Raw genomic sequence first — 18,802 nt, forward strand, 5'->3', positions numbered from 1 at the left:
GACGGTACGGAATTAGCTACTGTATAATATTTCTATCTACTGTGCGGTCGGGGGGATCGATATGGGCGATAATTATGGGAGAAAACTGCATGCTCATTTCGAACAACAAGAGGATGAAACAGTTGTCGATCTTGTGCATAAAGGCGATATTGACGCATTAGAGTATTTGATTCATAAATACAAAAACTTTGTGCGAGCAAAGGCGCGGTCATATTTTTTAATTGGGGCAGACCGTGAAGATATTGTACAAGAAGGTATGATAGGGTTATATAAGGCAATTAGAGATTTTAGAGAAGATAAGCTAACTTCGTTTAAAGCTTTTGCTGAACTTTGCATTACGAGGCAAATTATTACCGCTATTAAAACCGCAACAAGGCAAAAACACATTCCATTAAACTCTTATGTATCATTGGACAAGCCAATATATGATGAAGAGTCCGACCGAACCCTAATGGATGTTATTTCGGGGACAAAAGTAGCAAATCCAGAAGAGTTGCTCATTAATCGAGAGAAGTTTGATGATATTGAATTAAAGATGGCTGAACTGTTAAGTGATCTTGAGCGAAAAGTTCTCGTTCTTTATTTAGATGGTCAATCTTATCAAGAGATTTCAGAAGAGTTAAACCGCCACGTCAAATCCATCGATAATGCACTTCAGCGTGTGAAGAGGAAATTAGAGCGCTACCTCGAGATTCGTGAAATCACAATGTAGCCTTCTATCCTCATATTGACATGCTAAGAAAGTCTGTGATACTTTTTTATAGACATTATCACTCTATAGGTGGTTGACATTATGCGTAAAAAAGTTGTACTTGCGTGTGTGCAATGCGCTAGTCGTAACTATACGACTATGAAAAACACACAGCAAAACGAAGAGCGTTTAGAAATGAAGAAGTTTTGCAAAACGTGTAACGCACATACGATTCATCGTGAAACAAAGTAGATCAATAATCTGCACAGACTAATACCCCTTTTAATTTATTGGAGGTTACAAACATGAACCGTGTAGGAAATTTCTTGCGTGATGTTGGGCGTGAGATGAAGAAGGTAAGTTGGCCTAAAAAAAATGAGCTAACTCGTTATACAATTACTGTTATTTCTACAGTTGTATTTATGACACTCTTTTTTGTAGTAGTTGATTACGGAATTTCGTCACTTATTCGTTTAATCCCTTGAATAAATTGACTTAAATCATGGTATAATAAAGCTAAATTATGTTTTTTTCAGAAAAGCCCGGAGACGGGTTTTTTAATTTGCTTTAAGAATGATTGTGCTAGGAGTCAACTATTTTCCTAGTGCGTTGTCTGTGCAATAGATTAGGACATCTTATTTTATAGTGAGCTGGGAGGGAAGGACGTATAGTCCTCAGAAATGGAGAAAAATTGGTATGTAGTCCATACTTATTCTGGATATGAAAATAAAGTAAAAACAAATTTAGAAAAGCGCGTAGAAACAATGGGTATGCAAGATAAAATTTTCCGCGTTGTTGTTCCTGAAGAAGAAGAAAGAGAAATTAAGAACAACAAAGAAAAGATTACAAAGAAAAAAGTATTTCCAGGGTACGTGTTAGTTGAAATCATCATGACGGATGATTCATGGTATGTAGTTCGTAATACACCTGGCGTTACGGGCTTTGTAGGTTCAGCAGGTTCTGGATCAAAGCCAACTGCTCTTCTACCAGAAGAAGTAGAAATGATCTTAAAACAAATGGGCATGGACGAGAAGCATGCTGACTTTGACTTTGAACTAAAAGAAACAGTATTGGTTCAAGAAGGTCCGTTTGCAAACTTTGAAGGTACCATTGAAGAAATCGATACAGATAAACGTAAAGTTAAGGTTCATGTGGATATGTTCGGAAGACAAACGCCAGTAGAGCTAGACTTTACACAAATTGAAAAAATATAATCTGTAAGACCTTGCAATTCATGAAGTTTAATGTTAATATTTCATAAGTCAGTATGTCTCAAAACTAGAGACTAAAACAACTATTTCTTTATTTTATATATAAAGAACATTGAGTGGGAGGGCATCGCCCTATTACCACATCACGGACTTAAGGAGGTGTGTCTCGTGGCTAAAAAAGTAATTAAACTTGTTAAGTTACAAATTCCTGCAGGTAAAGCAAATCCAGCGCCACCAGTTGGTCCTGCATTAGGTCAAGCCGGTGTTAACATCATGGGTTTCTGTAAGGAGTTTAACGCTCGCACAGCTGATCAAGCTGGTCTTATCATTCCTGTTGAAATCACGGTATTTGAAGACCGTTCATTTACATTTATTACGAAAACTCCACCTGCTGCTGTACTACTTAAGAAAGCGGCTGGTATTGAGTCTGGTTCTGGTGAACCAAACCGTAATAAAGTTGCAACAGTCAAGCGTGACAAAGTGCGTGAGATTGCTGAAACTAAAATGCCTGACTTAAACGCTGCTAGCGTTGAATCTGCAATGCGCATGGTAGAAGGTACAGCGCGCAGTATGGGAATCGTAGTTGAAGACTAATTCCATTTGATTGGGTGTTAGAAGGTTGCGAGAAATGGAAGTTTTCCTATGCTCGCAACCTTTATTAGTGGGAGGTTATTCCGTTAAAACCACATAAGGAGGAAACAAAAATGGCTAAAAAAGGTAAAAAGTACGTTGAAGCTGCTAAGCTTGTAGATCGTACACAAACTTATTCAGTACAAGAAGCGATTGAATTAGTAAAGAAAACAAACACAACTAAATTTGATGCAACTGTAGAAGTAGCATTCCGTTTAGGAGTTGACCCTAAGAAAGCTGACCAACAAATTCGTGGTGCAGTAGTACTACCAAACGGTACAGGTAAAACTCAACGTGTATTAGTATTCGCTAAAGGCGAAAAAGCTAAAGAAGCTGAAGCTGCAGGCGCTGACTACGTTGGCGATGCTGACTACATCAACAAAATCCAACAAGGTTGGTTCGAGTTCGATGTAATCGTAGCTACTCCAGACATGATGGGTGAAGTTGGTAAACTTGGTCGTGTATTAGGACCTAAAGGTTTAATGCCAAACCCTAAAACTGGTACAGTAACATTTGATGTTCAAAAAGCAGTTAACGAAATCAAAGCTGGTAAAGTAGAATACCGCGTTGATAAAGCTGGTAACATCCACGTACCAATCGGTAAAGTATCTTTCGAAGAGAGCAAGTTAGTTGAAAACTTCACTACAATCTTCGAAACTATGGTAAAAGCTAAGCCGGCAGCAGCAAAAGGCACATACATGAAGAACGTAGCTGTTACTTCAACAATGGGCCCTGGTATCAAAGTTGATACTGCTTCATTCTCTGCTTAATAAATTTGGAAATAAATCGGTGTTGACTTTTTGGGAGTCCCTGATTATAATAGATAATGTTGTTAAAAAGAATAACATTTGTACCGTAGACAGTAGGTGCTGCAAAGCTTAATTCCCTACCGAGGTGTGTGAGATAAATTAGTGAAACGTTATGGTTCGCTTACTACACCTCCATGTCTTTATTGTCATGGAGGTTTTTTATTGCACCTTGTCTGAGTGTACGGAAGGAAATCTACAGGAGGTGTAAAGATGAGCAACGTAATTGAACAAAAGAAACAAGTCGTAGACGAAATTGCTGAAAAACTTCAAGCGAGTAACTCAATAGTTGTCGTTGACTACCGTGGTTTGAATGTTGCTGAAGTTACTGAACTTCGTAAGCAATTACGTGAAGCAGGCATTGAGTTCAAAGTTTACAAAAACACTTTAACTCGCCGTGCTGTAGAAAAACTTGAACTAACAGATCTTAATGATGCGTTAGTAGGTCCAAATGCAATCGCATTTGGTGGAGAAGATGTTGTTGCTCCAGCTAAAATTCTAAACAACTTCGCGAAAGAACACGAAGCGTTAGAAATCAAAGCTGGTGTAATTGAAGGTAATGTTGCATCTGTTGAAGAAATTAAAGCACTTGCAGAACTACCATCTCGCGAAGGCTTACTTTCTATGTTGCTTAGCGTGCTTCAAGCTCCAATTCGCAACCTTGCTCTTGCTACAAAAGCTGTGGCAGATCAAAAAGAAGAACAAGGTGCATAATCTAGTCTGTTATATATAACACAATCACAAGGAGGAAATTAACAATGACTCAAGAACAAATCATTGAAGCAGTTAAAAATATGACTGTTTTAGAACTTAACGATTTAGTAAAAGCAATCGAAGAAGAATTTGGCGTAACTGCTGCTGCTCCTGTAGCTGTAGCTGGCGGTGCTGCTGGTGAAGCTGCTGCTGAGAAAACTGAATTTGACCTAGTACTTGAAAGTGCTGGCGGACAAAAAATCAAAGTTATCAAAGTAGTACGTGAAATCACTGGTCTTGGCTTAAAAGAAGCTAAAGAAATCGTTGATAACGCTCCAAAAGCTCTTAAAGAAGGTATTTCTAAAGAAGAAGCTGAAGAAGCAAAAGCTAAACTTGAAGAAGTTGGCGCTTCTGTAGAAGTTAAGTAATTATTGCTTAACAACTGATATAAAAAAGCTCGCTTGTACAAGCGAGCTTTTTTGCTTCTGTCATCCTTTTCATTTATAGTAAAGAAGAACATATTGATTAGGAGGTTCTATTTTGACAGAACATTATTTTTCCAATACACCATTGTCTGCAAGTAATGAAGAGCGCTTTTCATTTGAATTGAGAGGAACCTCTTTTTCATTTACGAGTGACCGCGGTGTTTTTTCAAAAAAAGAGATCGATTTTGGATCGCGCCTGTTAATTGAAACGTTTCAAATGCCCGAGAGTCCCGGCCCACTTCTGGATGTTGGGTGCGGATATGGCCCAATTGGGTTGGCACTTGCAAAAGAGGACAGCCAAAGAAACGTTCATATGGTTGATGTTAATGAACGTGCATTAGCACTAGCTCAAAAAAATGCTGAAGTTAATTCAGTATCAAATGTTTCAATCTATCAAAGCTCTTGCTATGAAAATGTGAAGGAAACGAATTTTGCAGCTATTCTTAGTAATCCGCCGATCCGTGCGGGTAAAAAAGTTGTTCATGAAATTCTAGAAAAATCATTAGATCACCTTGCTGACCAAGGAGAACTTTGGATTGTGATTCAGAAAAAGCAAGGAGCGCCATCTGCTCTTGCGAAATTAGAATCTCTATTTAATGAAGTAGAAGTAGTAGACAAGAAAAAAGGGTATTATATCATATGTGCTAAAAAATGTTGACTAATATTTTTTAGTATGTTAGCATTATAAAATGCCAATATATAAATATTCCATATAAGCTCGGGTTATACATAAAATAAAAGGTATAATTTTGAATTATATGGGAAAAACTAATAAAATCAATAGTACGTTTTTATGAAATTGTGGTTTTCTATTTAAAGAGACCATTTTTCTTTTGTTCAATAATAAACATATGGTTTATTATATATTTTGAATAATAACGCTTGATTTGAGGGGTGAATCAGTTGACAGGTCAACTAGTTCAGTATGGACGCCACCGCCAACGCAGAAGTTATGCTCGTATTAGTGAAGTTTTAGAGTTACCGAACTTAATCGAGATTCAAACGGCTTCATACCAATGGTTTTTAGATGAAGGTTTACGAGAAATGTTCCAAGATATTTCTCCAATTGATGATTTTACAGGTAACTTATCACTAGAATTTATTGATTACAGCTTAGGTGAGCCAAAGTATTCAGTAGGAGAGTCCAAAGAACGTGATGTAACTTATGCAGCACCTCTTCGTGTTAAGGTGCGGTTAATTAATAAAGAAACAGGTGAAGTAAAAGACCAAGATGTGTTCATGGGAGATTTCCCATTGATGACCGAAACAGGTACCTTTGTAATTAATGGTGCTGAGCGTGTTATCGTATCACAGTTGGTTCGTTCACCAAGTGTTTACTATAGTGGAAAGCTTGATAAAAACGGTAAAAAAGGATATACAGCAACTGTTATCCCTAACCGTGGTGCATGGCTAGAATATGAAACTGATGCAAAAGATGTAGTATACGTGCGTATTGATCGTACTCGTAAACTGCCAGTAACAGTGCTGTTACGCGCGCTAGGTTTCGGTTCTGACCAAGAGATTATCGATTTAATCGGTGATAATGAATACATCCGTAATACGCTTGAAAAAGATAATACGGAAACAACGGAAAAAGCGCTATTAGAAATCTATGAGCGTTTACGTCCGGGTGAACCACCGACAGTTGAGAATGCGAAGTCTCTATTAGTATCTCGCTTCTTTGATCCAAAACGATATGACTTAGCGAACGTAGGTCGCTATAAAATTAATAAAAAGCTTCATATCAAACATCGCTTATTTAATCAAAAGCTAGCTGAAACATTAGTTGATCCTGAAACAGGTGAAATTATTGCAGAAAAAGGCGCAATGATTGACCGCCGTCTGCTAGATCGCTTGATTCCGATGCTTGAAGGTGGAGTAAACTTCAAAACTTACAGCCCAGTTGGCGGAGTAGTAGAAGACGATGTTACATTACAATCTATTAAGATTTATGCGCCAAATGATCCAGAAGGTGAAAAAATCATCACTGTATCAGGCAACGCGTATGTAACAGAAGAAGTTAAAAATATCACACCTGCTGATATTTTAGCATCGATCAGTTACTTCTTTAACTTGCTTCATCAAGTAGGAGACACAGATGATATCGACCACTTAGGTAACCGTCGTCTGCGTTCTGTAGGTGAATTGTTACAAAATCAATTCCGTATCGGTTTATCTCGTATGGAACGTGTTGTTCGTGAAAGAATGTCAATTCAAGACACGAATACAATCACACCTCAACAATTAATTAATATTCGCCCAGTTATTGCGGCGATTAAAGAGTTCTTTGGAAGTTCTCAATTATCACAGTTCATGGATCAAACGAATCCATTAGGCGAATTGACGCACAAACGTCGTCTTTCAGCTCTAGGACCTGGTGGTTTAACGCGTGAGCGCGCTGGTTTCGAAGTACGTGACGTTCACTACTCCCACTATGGCCGTATGTGTCCGATTGAAACGCCAGAGGGTCCGAATATCGGGTTAATCAACTCACTATCTTCTTATGCAAAAGTAAACAAATTCGGTTTCATCGAAACACCTTACCGTCGTATCGATCCTGAAACAGGTAAAGTGACAGAGCGAATTGACTACTTAACAGCTGATGAAGAAGATAACTATGTTGTAGCCCAAGCGAACGCTCGTCTAGGTGATGATGGTTCATTCTTAGATGAAAATGTCGTTGCACGTTTCCGTGGAGAAAACACGGTTATCCGTCGCGATCGTTTAGACTACATGGATGTATCACCAAAACAAGTTGTATCTGCCGCTACAGCATGTATCCCATTCTTAGAGAACGATGACTCTAACCGTGCATTAATGGGTGCGAACATGCAACGTCAAGCAGTACCTTTATTAAATCCTGAAGCACCAATCGTAGGTACAGGTATGGAATACGTATCTGGTAAAGACTCTGGTGCAGCCGTGATTTGTAAATATCCTGGCGTTGTAGAGCGCGTAGAAGCCAAACAAATTTTTGTTCGCCGCTATGAAGAAGTAGACGGACAAAAAGTTAAAGGTAACTTAGATCAATACAAACTATTAAAATTTGTTCGTTCTAACCAAGGTACTTGTTACAACCAGCGTCCAATTGTTTCAGTTGGCGACGAAGTAGTAAAAGGTGAGATCTTAGCCGACGGTCCTTCAATGGAAAAAGGTGAGCTTGCTTTAGGACGAAACGTAATGGTTGGTTTCATGACATGGGATGGCTACAACTATGAGGATGCCATCATCATGAGTGAACGCCTTGTGAAAGACGACGTATATACGTCTGTTCATATTGAAGAATATGAATCTGAGTCTCGTGATACGAAGCTTGGACCTGAAGAAATTACGCGTGACATTCCAAACGTAGGTGAAGATGCGCTTCGCAACTTAGATGAGCGTGGAATCATCCGCATTGGTGCAGAAGTAAAAGACGGAGATCTTTTAGTTGGTAAAGTAACGCCAAAAGGTGTAACAGAATTAACAGCTGAAGAACGTCTTCTACACGCTATTTTCGGTGAAAAAGCGCGTGAAGTTCGTGATACTTCTCTTCGTGTACCGCACGGCGGCGGTGGAATCATTCTTGATGTTAAAGTCTTCAATCGCGAAGATGGCGACGAATTACCACCAGGTGTAAACCAATTAGTCCGTGTATATATTGTTCAGAAGCGTAAAATTTCTGAAGGTGACAAAATGGCCGGTCGTCACGGTAACAAAGGTGTAATTTCACGTATTTTACCTGAAGAAGATATGCCTTACCTACCAGACGGTACGCCAATTGACATCATGTTAAACCCATTAGGGGTACCATCTCGTATGAACATCGGTCAGGTGCTAGAGCTTCATCTAGGTATGGCTGCTCGTAAGCTTGGCATTCACGTTGCGTCTCCGGTATTTGATGGTGCGCGTGAGGAAGATGTTTGGGCAACAATCGAAGAAGCTGGCATGTCTCGTGATGCTAAAACAGTTCTATATGATGGTCGAACAGGTGAACCATTCGATAACCGTGTATCAGTAGGGATCATGTACATGATCAAACTTGCTCACATGGTAGACGATAAACTTCACGCTCGTTCTACTGGACCATACTCACTTGTTACACAACAACCACTTGGTGGTAAAGCGCAGTTCGGTGGACAGCGTTTTGGTGAGATGGAGGTATGGGCACTTGAAGCATACGGTGCTGCTTACACATTACAAGAGATCTTAACAGTGAAATCAGATGACGTAGTAGGTCGTGTGAAAACATACGAAGCAATTGTTAAAGGTGAAAACATTCCAGAACCTGGCATACCTGAATCGTTCAAAGTATTAATTAAAGAACTACAAAGTTTAGGTATGGATGTGAAGATGCTTTCTGCTGACGAGCAAGAAATTGATATCATGGACTCAGAAGAGGACCATGAGCAACCAACAGAATCAATTATTGCAGATAACGAAGAAAGCCTTTCTGAAGGACAAAAAGATCCTGTCACAAAAGAGTAAGGAATTACTTTCATATAAACGTTAAGGGAAAAAACCTGTAGATTAAAAGGGAGGTAGGCTCCTTGCTAGATGTAAATAACTTTGAGTATATGAAAATCGGTCTAGCTTCGCCAGATAAAATTCGTTCTTGGTCGTACGGTGAGGTAAAAAAACCTGAAACGATCAACTATCGTACGTTAAAACCTGAAAAAGACGGCTTATTCTGTGAGCGTATTTTTGGTCCACAAAAGGACTGGGAATGTCACTGCGGAAAATATAAGCGCGTTCGTTATAAAGGTGTTGTATGTGATCGTTGCGGCGTAGAAGTTACGCGCGCAAAAGTTCGTCGTGAACGCATGGGTCACATCGAGCTAGCTGCACCTGTTTCTCATATTTGGTACTTTAAAGGTATTCCTAGCCGCATGGGACTTGTCTTAGACATGTCCCCTCGTGCGCTAGAGGAAATCATTTATTTTGCTTCTTATGTAGTAACAGATGCTGGTGATACACCACTTGAAAAGAAACAGCTTTTATCAGAGAAAGAATACCGTGCGTATCGTGAGAAGTACGGACAAACTTTCCATGCAGCAATGGGTGCTGAAGCTGTTAAAAAATTATTGCATGACATCGATCTTGATAAAGAAGTAGATGCTTTGAAAGAAGAATTGAAAACTGCTCAAGGTCAACGTCGTACACGTGCTATTAAACGTTTAGAAGTACTAGAGGCTTTCCGTCATTCTGGTAACGAACCTTCTTGGATGATTTTAGACGTTCTACCGGTTATTCCGCCAGAACTTCGTCCAATGGTTCAATTAGATGGTGGACGCTTTGCTACGTCTGATCTAAATGATTTATATCGCCGTGTAATTAACCGTAACAACCGCTTAAAGCGTTTATTAGACCTTGGAGCTCCTAGCATTATCGTTCAAAACGAAAAGCGTATGCTTCAAGAAGCTGTAGATGCATTAATCGATAATGGTCGTCGCGGCCGTCCGGTAACAGGACCAGGTAACCGTCCATTAAAATCTCTTTCTCACATGTTAAAAGGTAAGCAAGGTCGCTTCCGTCAAAACTTATTAGGTAAACGTGTTGACTACTCCGGCCGTTCGGTAATCGTTGTAGGTCCGAACTTAAAGATGTATCAATGTGGTCTTCCAAAAGAAATGGCGTTAGAGCTTTTCAAACCTTTCGTAATGAAAGAGCTTGTTGAACGCGGTTTAGCTCATAACATCAAGAGTGCAAAACGTAAAATTGAACGCGTGCAACCTGAAGTATGGGATGTATTAGAATCGGTTATTAAAGAGCATCCAGTTCTTTTAAACCGTGCACCAACGCTACACAGACTAGGTATTCAAGCATTTGAACCTACGCTTGTAGAAGGTCGCGCTATCCGTCTTCACCCGCTTGTATGTACAGCATATAACGCTGACTTTGACGGTGACCAAATGGCGGTTCACGTTCCATTATCTGCAGAAGCACAAGCAGAAGCACGTATCTTAATGCTTGCTGCTCAAAATATCTTGAACCCTAAAGATGGTAAACCAGTTGTTACACCTTCACAGGATATGGTATTAGGTAACTACTACTTAACGCTTGAGCGTGAAGAAGCAGTTGGAGAAGGTATGGTGTTCAAGGATACAAATGAAGCACTATTAGCGTACCAAAACGGTTATGTGCATCTTCATACACGTGTAGGTGTGTATGCAGGTTCTTTAAACAACGAAACGTTTACAGAAGCACAAAATCAACAGTTGCTTGTTACAACGGTTGGTAAATTAGTTTTCAACGAAATTTTACCAAAATCGTTCCCATACATTAACGAACCAACAAGAGAAAACTTAGAAGTGAAAACTCCTGAGAAGTACTTTGTTGAAAAAGGTGCAGATGTGAAGGAATTCATCAAGAATCAACCGGCTATCGCACCGTTTAAGAAAAAAATCTTAGGTAATATTATCGCTGAAGTATTTAAACGTTTCAAAATTACTGAGACTTCTAAAATGCTTGACCGTATGAAAGACCTAGGTTTCAAATATTCTACTAAAGCTGGTATTACAGTTGGTGTAGCTGATATCGTGGTTTTAGGAGAAAAAGAAGTTATCTTAACAGAAGCGCAAGCTAAAGTAGATAACGTACTAAAACAATTCCGTCGTGGTTTAATTACTGAAGATGAGCGTTATGAGCGTGTTATCTCTGTATGGAGCAGCGCGAAAGACGTTATCCAAGGTAAATTAATGGCGTCATTAGACAAACGCAACCCAATCTTCATGATGAGTGACTCTGGTGCCCGTGGTAACGCATCTAACTTCACTCAGCTTGCAGGTATGCGTGGACTAATGGCCAACCCGTCTGGTCGTATCATTGAGTTACCAATCAAATCTAGTTTCCGTGAAGGTTTAACAGTATTAGAGTACTTTATCTCTACCCATGGTGCACGTAAAGGTCTTGCCGATACGGCTCTTAAAACAGCTGACTCAGGTTACCTTACTCGTCGTCTGGTTGACGTGGCACAAGACGTTATCGTACGTGATGATGACTGTGGTACAGACCGCGGTATTCTGGCTGTTGCAATCAAAGAAGGAACAGAAGAAATTGAGAAACTTGATGAGCGTCTAATTGGACGTTATGCAAGAAAAACACTACTTCACCCAGGAACAAACGAAGTGTTAGTGAAAGAAAACGAACTAATTACAGAAGACCTAGCTGAAACAATTGTGGATGCTGGTGTTGAAGAAGTATGGATTCGTTCTGCATTTACTTGTAACACTCGCCACGGTGTATGTAAAAAATGTTACGGTCGTAACCTTGCAACTGGTTCAGAAGTTGAAGTGGGTGAAGCAGTTGGTATCATCGCTGCTCAATCTATCGGTGAGCCAGGTACACAGTTAACGATGCGTACATTCCATACAGGTGGGGTTGCTGGAGACGATATCACTCAAGGTTTACCGCGTATCCAAGAGATCTTCGAAGCGCGTAACCCTAAAGGTCAAGCCGTTATTTCTGAAATTGAAGGTACAATTGCCGGCATTTCTGAAGGACGCGATCGTCAACATGAAATTACTGTTCAAGGAGAGATTGAAACTCGTTCTTACACAGCTCCGTACAGTGCACGTCTGAAAGTTATTGAAGGACAGCGCATTGCACGTGGTCAAGAATTAACAGAAGGTTCAATTGATCCTAAAGAATTACTAAAAGTAAAAGACATCACGGCTGTACAAGAGTACTTGCTTCGTGAGGTGCAAAAAGTATACCGTATGCAAGGGGTAGAAATTGGAGATAAACACGTAGAGGTAATGGTTCGCCAAATGCTTCGTAAAGTGCGCGTAATGGATTCAGGAGATACAGATGTATTACCAGGTTCATTACTTGATATTCACCAATTCACTGATGCAAATGAAAAAGTATTACTTGAAGGCAATCGTCCAGCGACGGGTCGTCCTGTATTACTTGGTATTACAAAAGCATCTCTTGAAACTGATTCCTTCTTATCTGCTGCATCATTCCAAGAAACAACACGTGTTCTTACGGATGCTGCAATCAAAGGAAAACGTGATGAGTTGCTTGGACTTAAAGAGAATGTTATCATTGGTAAGCTAGTTCCGGCTGGTACAGGTATGACGAGATATCGTAATGCTGAACCGATCAAAAACCAAGCTGAAGAAACGGTAACAATCGACTAATTATAAAATCATTACTCTAGAATGGATGTTTTTTAAAAAAACTACAAAACGTTAGTTGACATCCATTCTAGGGAATGATACTATATCAAAGGTGCTCCTATAAACTACCTGTTACTTTGGAGGATATGATAATGTCTTATGAAAAAGTATTACAGGCTGATCATATTATTGTAGGAACAAAGCAGACGGTGAAAGCATTAAAAAAAGGTACAGTAAAGGAAGTCATCATTGCTGAAGACGCTGATTTTTATGTCACCTCCATTGTGGCAAAAACGGCACAGCAAGAAAACGTTCCGTATACGTATGTCCCTTCTATGCGAAAGCTTGGTCAAGCTTGTAGGATAGAAGTTAACGCTGCAACTGTTGCAATTATTAGTTAACACGTTTTTGAACTTTTAGTTTCAAAGACTTTGTTTTTTGCTAAAAAATGAACCACCTGGATGTGTGGTCTTACAAAAGGCGAAAGGAGGAAAATTTAAATGCCTACTATTAACCAATTAATCCGTAATGGTCGTGTGAGTAAAGGTAAAAAATCTGACTCACCTGCTTTAAACAGAGGTTACAACAGCTTCAAAAAAGCTCAAACTAACCAATCTTCTCCACAAAAACGTGGTGTATGTACACGTGTGGGTACTATGACACCGAAGAAACCGAACTCGGCTCTTCGTAAATATGCTCGTGTACGTTTAACAAACGGTATCGAGGTAACAGCTTATATCCCAGGTATTGGTCACAACTTACAAGAACACAGCGTGGTACTTATCCGCGGTGGACGTGTAAAAGATTTACCAGGGGTACGTTACCATATCGTACGTGGTGCACTTGATACTGCTGGTGTGGATGGCCGTATGCAAGGTCGTTCTAAATATGGTACTAAGCGACCAAAAGCAGCTAAAAAATAATAGCTTAACAATTAATAGATAAACTTTTAAAAGTGAAAGGAGGAAGTAGAATGCCACGTAAGGGACCTGTTGCAAAAAGAGACGTATTACCAGATCCGATTTACAATTCTAAGCTTGTATCTCGCTTAATCAACAAAATGATGCTTGATGGAAAGCGCGGTAAGTCACAAGCTATTCTTTATAGAGCATTCGATTTAGTACAAGAGCGCAGTGGTAAAGAAGCTATGGAAGTATTCGACCAAGCTCTTAAAAACATCATGCCTGTACTAGAAGTTAGAGCACGCCGTGTAGGGGGTTCTAACTACCAAGTTCCTGTAGAAGTACGTCCAGAGCGTCGTACTACTTTAGGTCTTCGTTGGTTAGTAAACTATGCTCGTCTTCGTGGAGAAAAAACGATGGAAGAGCGTTTAGCTAACGAAATCCTTGATGCAGCTAACAACACTGGTGCTGCAGTTAAGAAACGTGAAGATACTCACAAAATGGCAGAAGCTAACAAAGCATTTGCTCATTACCGTTGGTAATCTTTTAACGAAACTTTTTAAAAAACAAATTATAATATGGAAGGAGAAATACCTAAGATGGCAAGAGAGTTCTCCTTAGAAAACACTCGTAATATTGGGATCATGGCTCACATTGATGCTGGTAAAACAACAACAACTGAGCGTGTTCTTTATTATACTGGCCGTATCCATAAAATTGGTGAAACTCATGAAGGAGCTTCACAAATGGACTGGATGGAGCAAGAGCAAGAACGTGGTATCACTATCACGTCTGCTGCGACAACTGCTTCTTGGAAAGGTCACCGCGTTAACATCATTGATACTCCTGGACACGTAGACTTCACTGTTGAAGTTGAGCGTTCATTACGTGTACTTGATGGCGCTGTGGCAGTTCTTGATGCTCAATCTGGTGTTGAGCCTCAAACAGAAACAGTATGGCGTCAAGCGACTACGTACGGTGTTCCCCGTGTCGTATTCGTTAACAAAATGGACAAAATTGGTGCTGACTTCTTGTACTCTGTAAAAACGATCCACGATCGTTTAGGTGCAAATGCTCACCCAATTCAGTTGCCAATTGGTGCTGAAGATGAGTTCGAAGCAATCATTGACCTAGTGGAAATGAAAGCATACTTCTACGAAGATGACTTAGGTACTCGTTCAGAGTCTCGTGAAATTCCTGAGGAATACAAAGAGCAAGCTGAAGAATACCGTGCAAGCTTAGTAGAAGCTGTTGCAGAACTTGACGAAGAATTAATGATGAAGTACTTAGACGAAGGCGAGCTTACAGTTGAAGAACTAAAAGCTGGTATCCGTAAAGGTACTTGTGACGTTGAATTCTACCCAGTTATCTGTGGTTCAGCATTCAAAAACAAAGGTGTACAATTAATGCTAGATGCAGTAATTGACTACCTACCATCTCCAGTAGATGTACCAGCAATCCAAGGTATCGTACCTGACACAGAAGAAGAAGTTACGCGTGAGTCTAGCGACAACGCTCCTTTCTCAGCATTAGCGTTCAAAGTTATGACGGACCCTTATGTTGGTAAATTAACATTCTTCCGTGTGTACTCTGGTGTACTAAGCTCTGGTTCATACATCAAAAACTCTACAAAAGGTAAGCGTGAGCGTGTAGGTCGTATCCTACAAATGCACGCTAACTCTCGTGAAGAGATTTCTGAAGTATACGCTGGAGATATCGCGGCAGCTGTAGGATTAAAAGATACTTCTACTGGTGATACTCTATGTGACGAAAAGAGTCTTGTAATTCTTGAGTCTATGGAATTCCCAGAGCCAGTTATCTCTTTATCTGTTGAGCCAAAATCAAAAGCTGACCAAGATAAAATGACTACAGCTCTTCAAAAGTTACAAGAAGAAGATCCAACTTTCCGTGCGGAAACTAATACAGAGACTGGTCAAATCATCATCTCTGGTATGGGTGAGCTTCACCTTGATATCATCGTTGACCGTATGCGTCGCGAATTCAAAGTAGAAGCAAACGTTGGTGCTCCTCAAGTAGCTTACCGTGAAACTTTCCGCGCTGGTGCGAAAGTTGAAGGTAAATTCGCTCGTCAATCTGGTGGTCGTGGACAATTCGGTCACGTTTGGATTGAGTTCGAACCTAACGAAGAAGGAAAAGGCTTTGAATTTGAGAACAAAATCGTTGGTGGTGTAGTTCCACGTGAATACATCCCTGCAGTTCAAGCTGGTCTTGAAGATGCATTACAAAACGGTGTTGTTGCTGGTTATCCATTAATCGATATCAAAGCTGCTTTAGTTGATGGATCTTACCATGACGTTGACTCAAGTGAGATGGCGTTTAAAATTGCCGCTTCTATGGCTCTTAAAAACGCAGTATCAAAATGTAGCCCAGCTATCCTTGAACCAATGATGAAGGTTGAAGTTGTTATCCCTGACGAATACTTAGGAGATATCATGGGTGACATTACGTCTCGTCGTGGACGTGTAGAAGGTATGGAAGCACGCGGTAACGCTCAAGTTGTACGTGCATTCGTTCCACTTTCTGAAATGTTTGGTTATGCAACTGCATTACGTTCAAACACTCAAGGTCGCGGAACATATTCTATGCACTTCGATCACTACGAAGAAGTTCCTAAATCAATTTCAGAAGAAATTATTAAAAAAAATAAAGGTGAATAATTGATTTTCACTCTTTATTGAAGTATAACTACTTATGTACGCTGTGAAAGTGGAGCTCATTCCCTTTCACGGCCTCATAAAACATAAACTACATGAATTTTAAGGAGGATTTTCGAATGGCTAAGGAAAAATTCGACCGTTCAAAAACACATGCCAATATCGGTACAATTGGTCACGTTGACCATGGTAAAACAACTTTAACAGCTGCTATCACTACTGTTCTTGCTAAGAAAAGTGGTAAAGGTGCAGCAATGGCTTACGACATGATCGACGCTGCTCCAGAAGAGCGCGAGCGTGGAATCACAATCTCAACTGCACACGTTGAGTACGAAACTGACACTCGTCACTATGCACACGTTGACTGCCCAGGACATGCTGACTATGTTAAAAACATGATCACTGGTGCTGCTCAAATGGATGGCGGTATCTTAGTAGTATCTGCTGCTGATGGTCCAATGCCACAAACTCGTGAGCACATCCTTCTTTCTCGTCAAGTAGGTGTACCTTACCTAGTTGTATTCTTAAACAAATGTGACATGGTAGACGACGAAGAGCTACTTGAATTAGTAGAAATGGAAGTACGTGACCTTCTTTCTGAATACGACTTCCCTGGTGACGATGTACCAGTAATCAAAGGTTCTGCTCTTAAAGCTCTTGAAGGCGAAGCTGATTGGGAAGCTAAAATCATCGAGCTTATGGACGCTGTTGATGAGTACATCCCAACTCCAGAACGTGACACTGAAAAACCATTCATGATGCCAGTTGAGGACGTATTCTCAATCACTGGTCGTGGTACAGTTGCTACAGGTCGTGTAGAGCGTGGACAAGTTAAAGTTGGTGACGTTATCGACATCATCGGTTTAACTGAAGAGCCAAAATCTACTACTGTAACAGGTGTAGAAATGTTCCGTAAGCTTCTTGACTATGCTGAAGCTGGCGACAACATCGGTGCTTTACTTCGTGGTGTAGCACGTGAAGAAATCCAACGTGGACAAGTATTAGCTAAACCAGGCTCAATCACTCCACACACTAAATTTACTGCTGAAGTATACGTTCTTTCTAAAGACGAAGGTGGACGTCACACTCCATTCTTCACAAACTACCGTCCACAGTTCTACTTCCGTACAACTGATGTAACTGGTATTTGTAACTTACCTGAAGGCGTAGAAATGGTAATGCCTGGCGACAACATCGAAATGACTGTTGAACTTATCGCTCCAATCGCGATTGAAGAAGGTACTAAATTCTCAATCCGTGAAGGTGGACGTACAGTAGGCGCTGGCGTTGTAGCTAAAATCAGCGAGTAATTTCTCGTTTCAGTAAAGGGAGTAGGGTAACCTACTCCCTTTTTTATTTGGTGATAAAAGGTAAAGATAGTTTTTACTATTACACTTGCAAAATGATCTCCTTTTATATATAATGAAAAAAGTGTGCGACACATAAAAAAGTTTTTTAACTTTATTGTTGCAATATGAACCCATTTTTAGTATAATAAAAATGTTGGTCTTTGACTGCGATGATGCGGAAGGTTGCCGACACACCCGGCCGCTTTGCCATGGCGAGTGTGGGGAAATTTCCGCGGAGAATGTCTATTGTAAAATAGGCGAAAAAGGAGGGAAAATAATGGCAAAAGAAAAAATTCGCATTCGTTTAAAAGCATATGATCACAGAATTCTTGATCAATCTGCTGAGAAAATCGTAGAAACTGCAAAACGTTCTGGTGCGGCTGTATCTGGTCCGATTCCATTACCGACTGAAAAATCAATTTATACAATTCTACGTGCAGTACACAAATATAAAGATTCTCGTGAGCAGTTCGAAATGCGCACGCATAAACGCTTAATTGATATCGTGAATCCAACACCACAAACTGTTGATTCATTAATGCGTTTAGACTTACCATCTGGTGTAGATATCGAAATTAAACTTTAATTTAAAATAAAGAATGAAAAGATACTTAGGAGGTGTGACTAATGGCCAAAGGAATCTTAGGAAGAAAGATCGGTATGACTCAAGTATTTGCTGAAAATGGTGACTTGATCCCAGTAACAGTAATTGAAGCTTCTGCTAACGTAGTTCTTCAAGTTAAAAACGCTGAGACAGACGGTTACGAAGCAATCCAATTAGGTTTCGAAGATATCCGTGAAAAACTATCTAACAAACCTGCAAAAGGACATGCTACTAAAGCTAATACTGCTCCTAAGCGCTTCATCCGTGAGTTACGCGGTGTGGACGCTTCAGCATATGAAGTTGGTCAAGAAGTCAAGGTTGATATTTTCGCAGAAGGCGATGTAATTGATGTAACAGGAATCTCAAAAGGTAAAGGTTTCCAAGGTGCTATTAAACGCCACGGACAATCTCGCGGACCTATGTCTCATGGTTCTCGCTACCACCGTCGCCCAGGTTCAATGGGTCCTGTAGCTCCAAACCGCGTATTCAAAGGTAAATTATTACCAGGACGCATGGGTGGAGAGCGCATCACTGTGCAAAACTTATCAATCGTTAAAGTTGACGCAGAACGCAATCTTTTATTAGTAAAAGGTAACGTGCCAGGAGCTAGAAAATCTCTAGTTACTGTTAAATCTGCAGTTAAATCTAAATAAT

At 40.1% G+C, this 18,802-nt stretch carries 18 protein-coding genes and 1 other annotated feature; all 18 genes read left to right on the forward strand.

The features are described 5' to 3' along the window. Window positions 1-61 precede the first annotated feature (61 nt). Window positions 62-712 carry an RNA polymerase sporulation sigma factor SigH gene (gene sigH, locus AC2YJL_RS25435; protein WP_013054910.1) on the forward strand — a complete coding sequence of 217 codons (651 nt, stop codon included), beginning with the start codon at window positions 62-64 and terminating at the stop codon, window positions 710-712. Window positions 713-793: 81 nt separating this feature from the next. Further along, window positions 794-943, forward strand: coding sequence for a 50S ribosomal protein L33 (rpmG, locus tag AC2YJL_RS25440; RefSeq protein ID WP_013081365.1), 150 nt, complete (start codon window positions 794-796; stop codon window positions 941-943). A gap of 53 nt (window positions 944-996) precedes the next feature. Then, window positions 997-1,176 (forward strand): preprotein translocase subunit SecE, encoded by a 180-nt coding sequence (gene secE, locus AC2YJL_RS25445; protein WP_013054912.1) that lies wholly within the window; start codon window positions 997-999, stop codon window positions 1,174-1,176. Window positions 1,177-1,371: 195 nt separating this feature from the next. Next, entirely contained in the window at window positions 1,372-1,905 is a 534-nt protein-coding gene (gene nusG, locus AC2YJL_RS25450) for a transcription termination/antitermination protein NusG (protein WP_013054913.1), read from the forward strand. A gap of 165 nt (window positions 1,906-2,070) precedes the next feature. Further along, a complete protein-coding gene (gene rplK / locus AC2YJL_RS25455; protein WP_013054914.1) occupies window positions 2,071-2,496 on the forward strand; it encodes a 50S ribosomal protein L11 in 426 nt (141 codons plus the stop codon). A gap of 110 nt (window positions 2,497-2,606) precedes the next feature. Next, entirely contained in the window at window positions 2,607-3,302 is a 696-nt protein-coding gene (gene rplA / locus AC2YJL_RS25460; RefSeq protein WP_013054915.1) for a 50S ribosomal protein L1, read from the forward strand. A gap of 65 nt (window positions 3,303-3,367) precedes the next feature. Further along, window positions 3,368-3,511 (forward strand) — a sequence feature (ribosomal protein L10 leader region). A 40-nt stretch (window positions 3,512-3,551) separates the two neighbouring features. Then, complete coding sequence (gene rplJ / locus AC2YJL_RS25465; protein ID WP_013054916.1) at window positions 3,552-4,052, forward strand: 50S ribosomal protein L10; 501 nt, start codon at window positions 3,552-3,554, stop codon at window positions 4,050-4,052. Window positions 4,053-4,096: 44 nt separating this feature from the next. Further along, a complete protein-coding gene (rplL, locus tag AC2YJL_RS25470) occupies window positions 4,097-4,459 on the forward strand; it encodes a 50S ribosomal protein L7/L12 (protein ID WP_013054917.1) in 363 nt (120 codons plus the stop codon). A 112-nt stretch (window positions 4,460-4,571) separates the two neighbouring features. Then, on the forward strand, window positions 4,572-5,174 hold the full coding sequence (locus tag AC2YJL_RS25475) for a class I SAM-dependent methyltransferase (protein ID WP_028410366.1): 603 nt from the start codon (window positions 4,572-4,574) through the stop codon (window positions 5,172-5,174). A 245-nt stretch (window positions 5,175-5,419) separates the two neighbouring features. Next, entirely contained in the window at window positions 5,420-8,983 is a 3,564-nt protein-coding gene (gene rpoB, locus AC2YJL_RS25480; RefSeq protein ID WP_013081368.1) for a DNA-directed RNA polymerase subunit beta, read from the forward strand. A gap of 62 nt (window positions 8,984-9,045) precedes the next feature. Next, the gene (rpoC, locus tag AC2YJL_RS25485) at window positions 9,046-12,639 is read left to right on the forward strand and encodes a DNA-directed RNA polymerase subunit beta' (RefSeq protein ID WP_013081369.1); all 3,594 of its coding nucleotides are present in this window, start codon (window positions 9,046-9,048) and stop codon (window positions 12,637-12,639) included. Window positions 12,640-12,770: 131 nt separating this feature from the next. Further along, complete coding sequence (locus AC2YJL_RS25490; protein WP_013054921.1) at window positions 12,771-13,019, forward strand: 50S ribosomal protein L7ae-like protein; 249 nt, start codon at window positions 12,771-12,773, stop codon at window positions 13,017-13,019. 99 nt (window positions 13,020-13,118) lie between these two features. Continuing rightward, on the forward strand, window positions 13,119-13,541 hold the full coding sequence (gene rpsL, locus AC2YJL_RS25495; protein WP_013054922.1) for a 30S ribosomal protein S12: 423 nt from the start codon (window positions 13,119-13,121) through the stop codon (window positions 13,539-13,541). A 50-nt stretch (window positions 13,542-13,591) separates the two neighbouring features. Then, window positions 13,592-14,062, forward strand: coding sequence for a 30S ribosomal protein S7 (gene rpsG, locus AC2YJL_RS25500; protein WP_013054923.1), 471 nt, complete (start codon window positions 13,592-13,594; stop codon window positions 14,060-14,062). Window positions 14,063-14,119: 57 nt separating this feature from the next. Next, entirely contained in the window at window positions 14,120-16,198 is a 2,079-nt protein-coding gene (fusA, locus tag AC2YJL_RS25505) for an elongation factor G (protein ID WP_028410367.1), read from the forward strand. Window positions 16,199-16,314: 116 nt separating this feature from the next. Further along, a complete protein-coding gene (tuf, locus tag AC2YJL_RS25510; RefSeq protein ID WP_013081371.1) occupies window positions 16,315-17,505 on the forward strand; it encodes an elongation factor Tu in 1,191 nt (396 codons plus the stop codon). A 316-nt stretch (window positions 17,506-17,821) separates the two neighbouring features. After that, window positions 17,822-18,130, forward strand: coding sequence for a 30S ribosomal protein S10 (gene rpsJ / locus AC2YJL_RS25515; RefSeq protein ID WP_013054926.1), 309 nt, complete (start codon window positions 17,822-17,824; stop codon window positions 18,128-18,130). A gap of 41 nt (window positions 18,131-18,171) precedes the next feature. Further along, window positions 18,172-18,801: a 50S ribosomal protein L3 gene (gene rplC, locus AC2YJL_RS25520; RefSeq protein ID WP_013054927.1), complete on the forward strand. Its 630-nt coding sequence runs from the start codon at window positions 18,172-18,174 to the stop codon at window positions 18,799-18,801. The last annotated feature ends 1 nt before the right edge of the window (window position 18,802 follow it).

The organism is Priestia sp. SRI_019, from assembly GCF_057586255.1.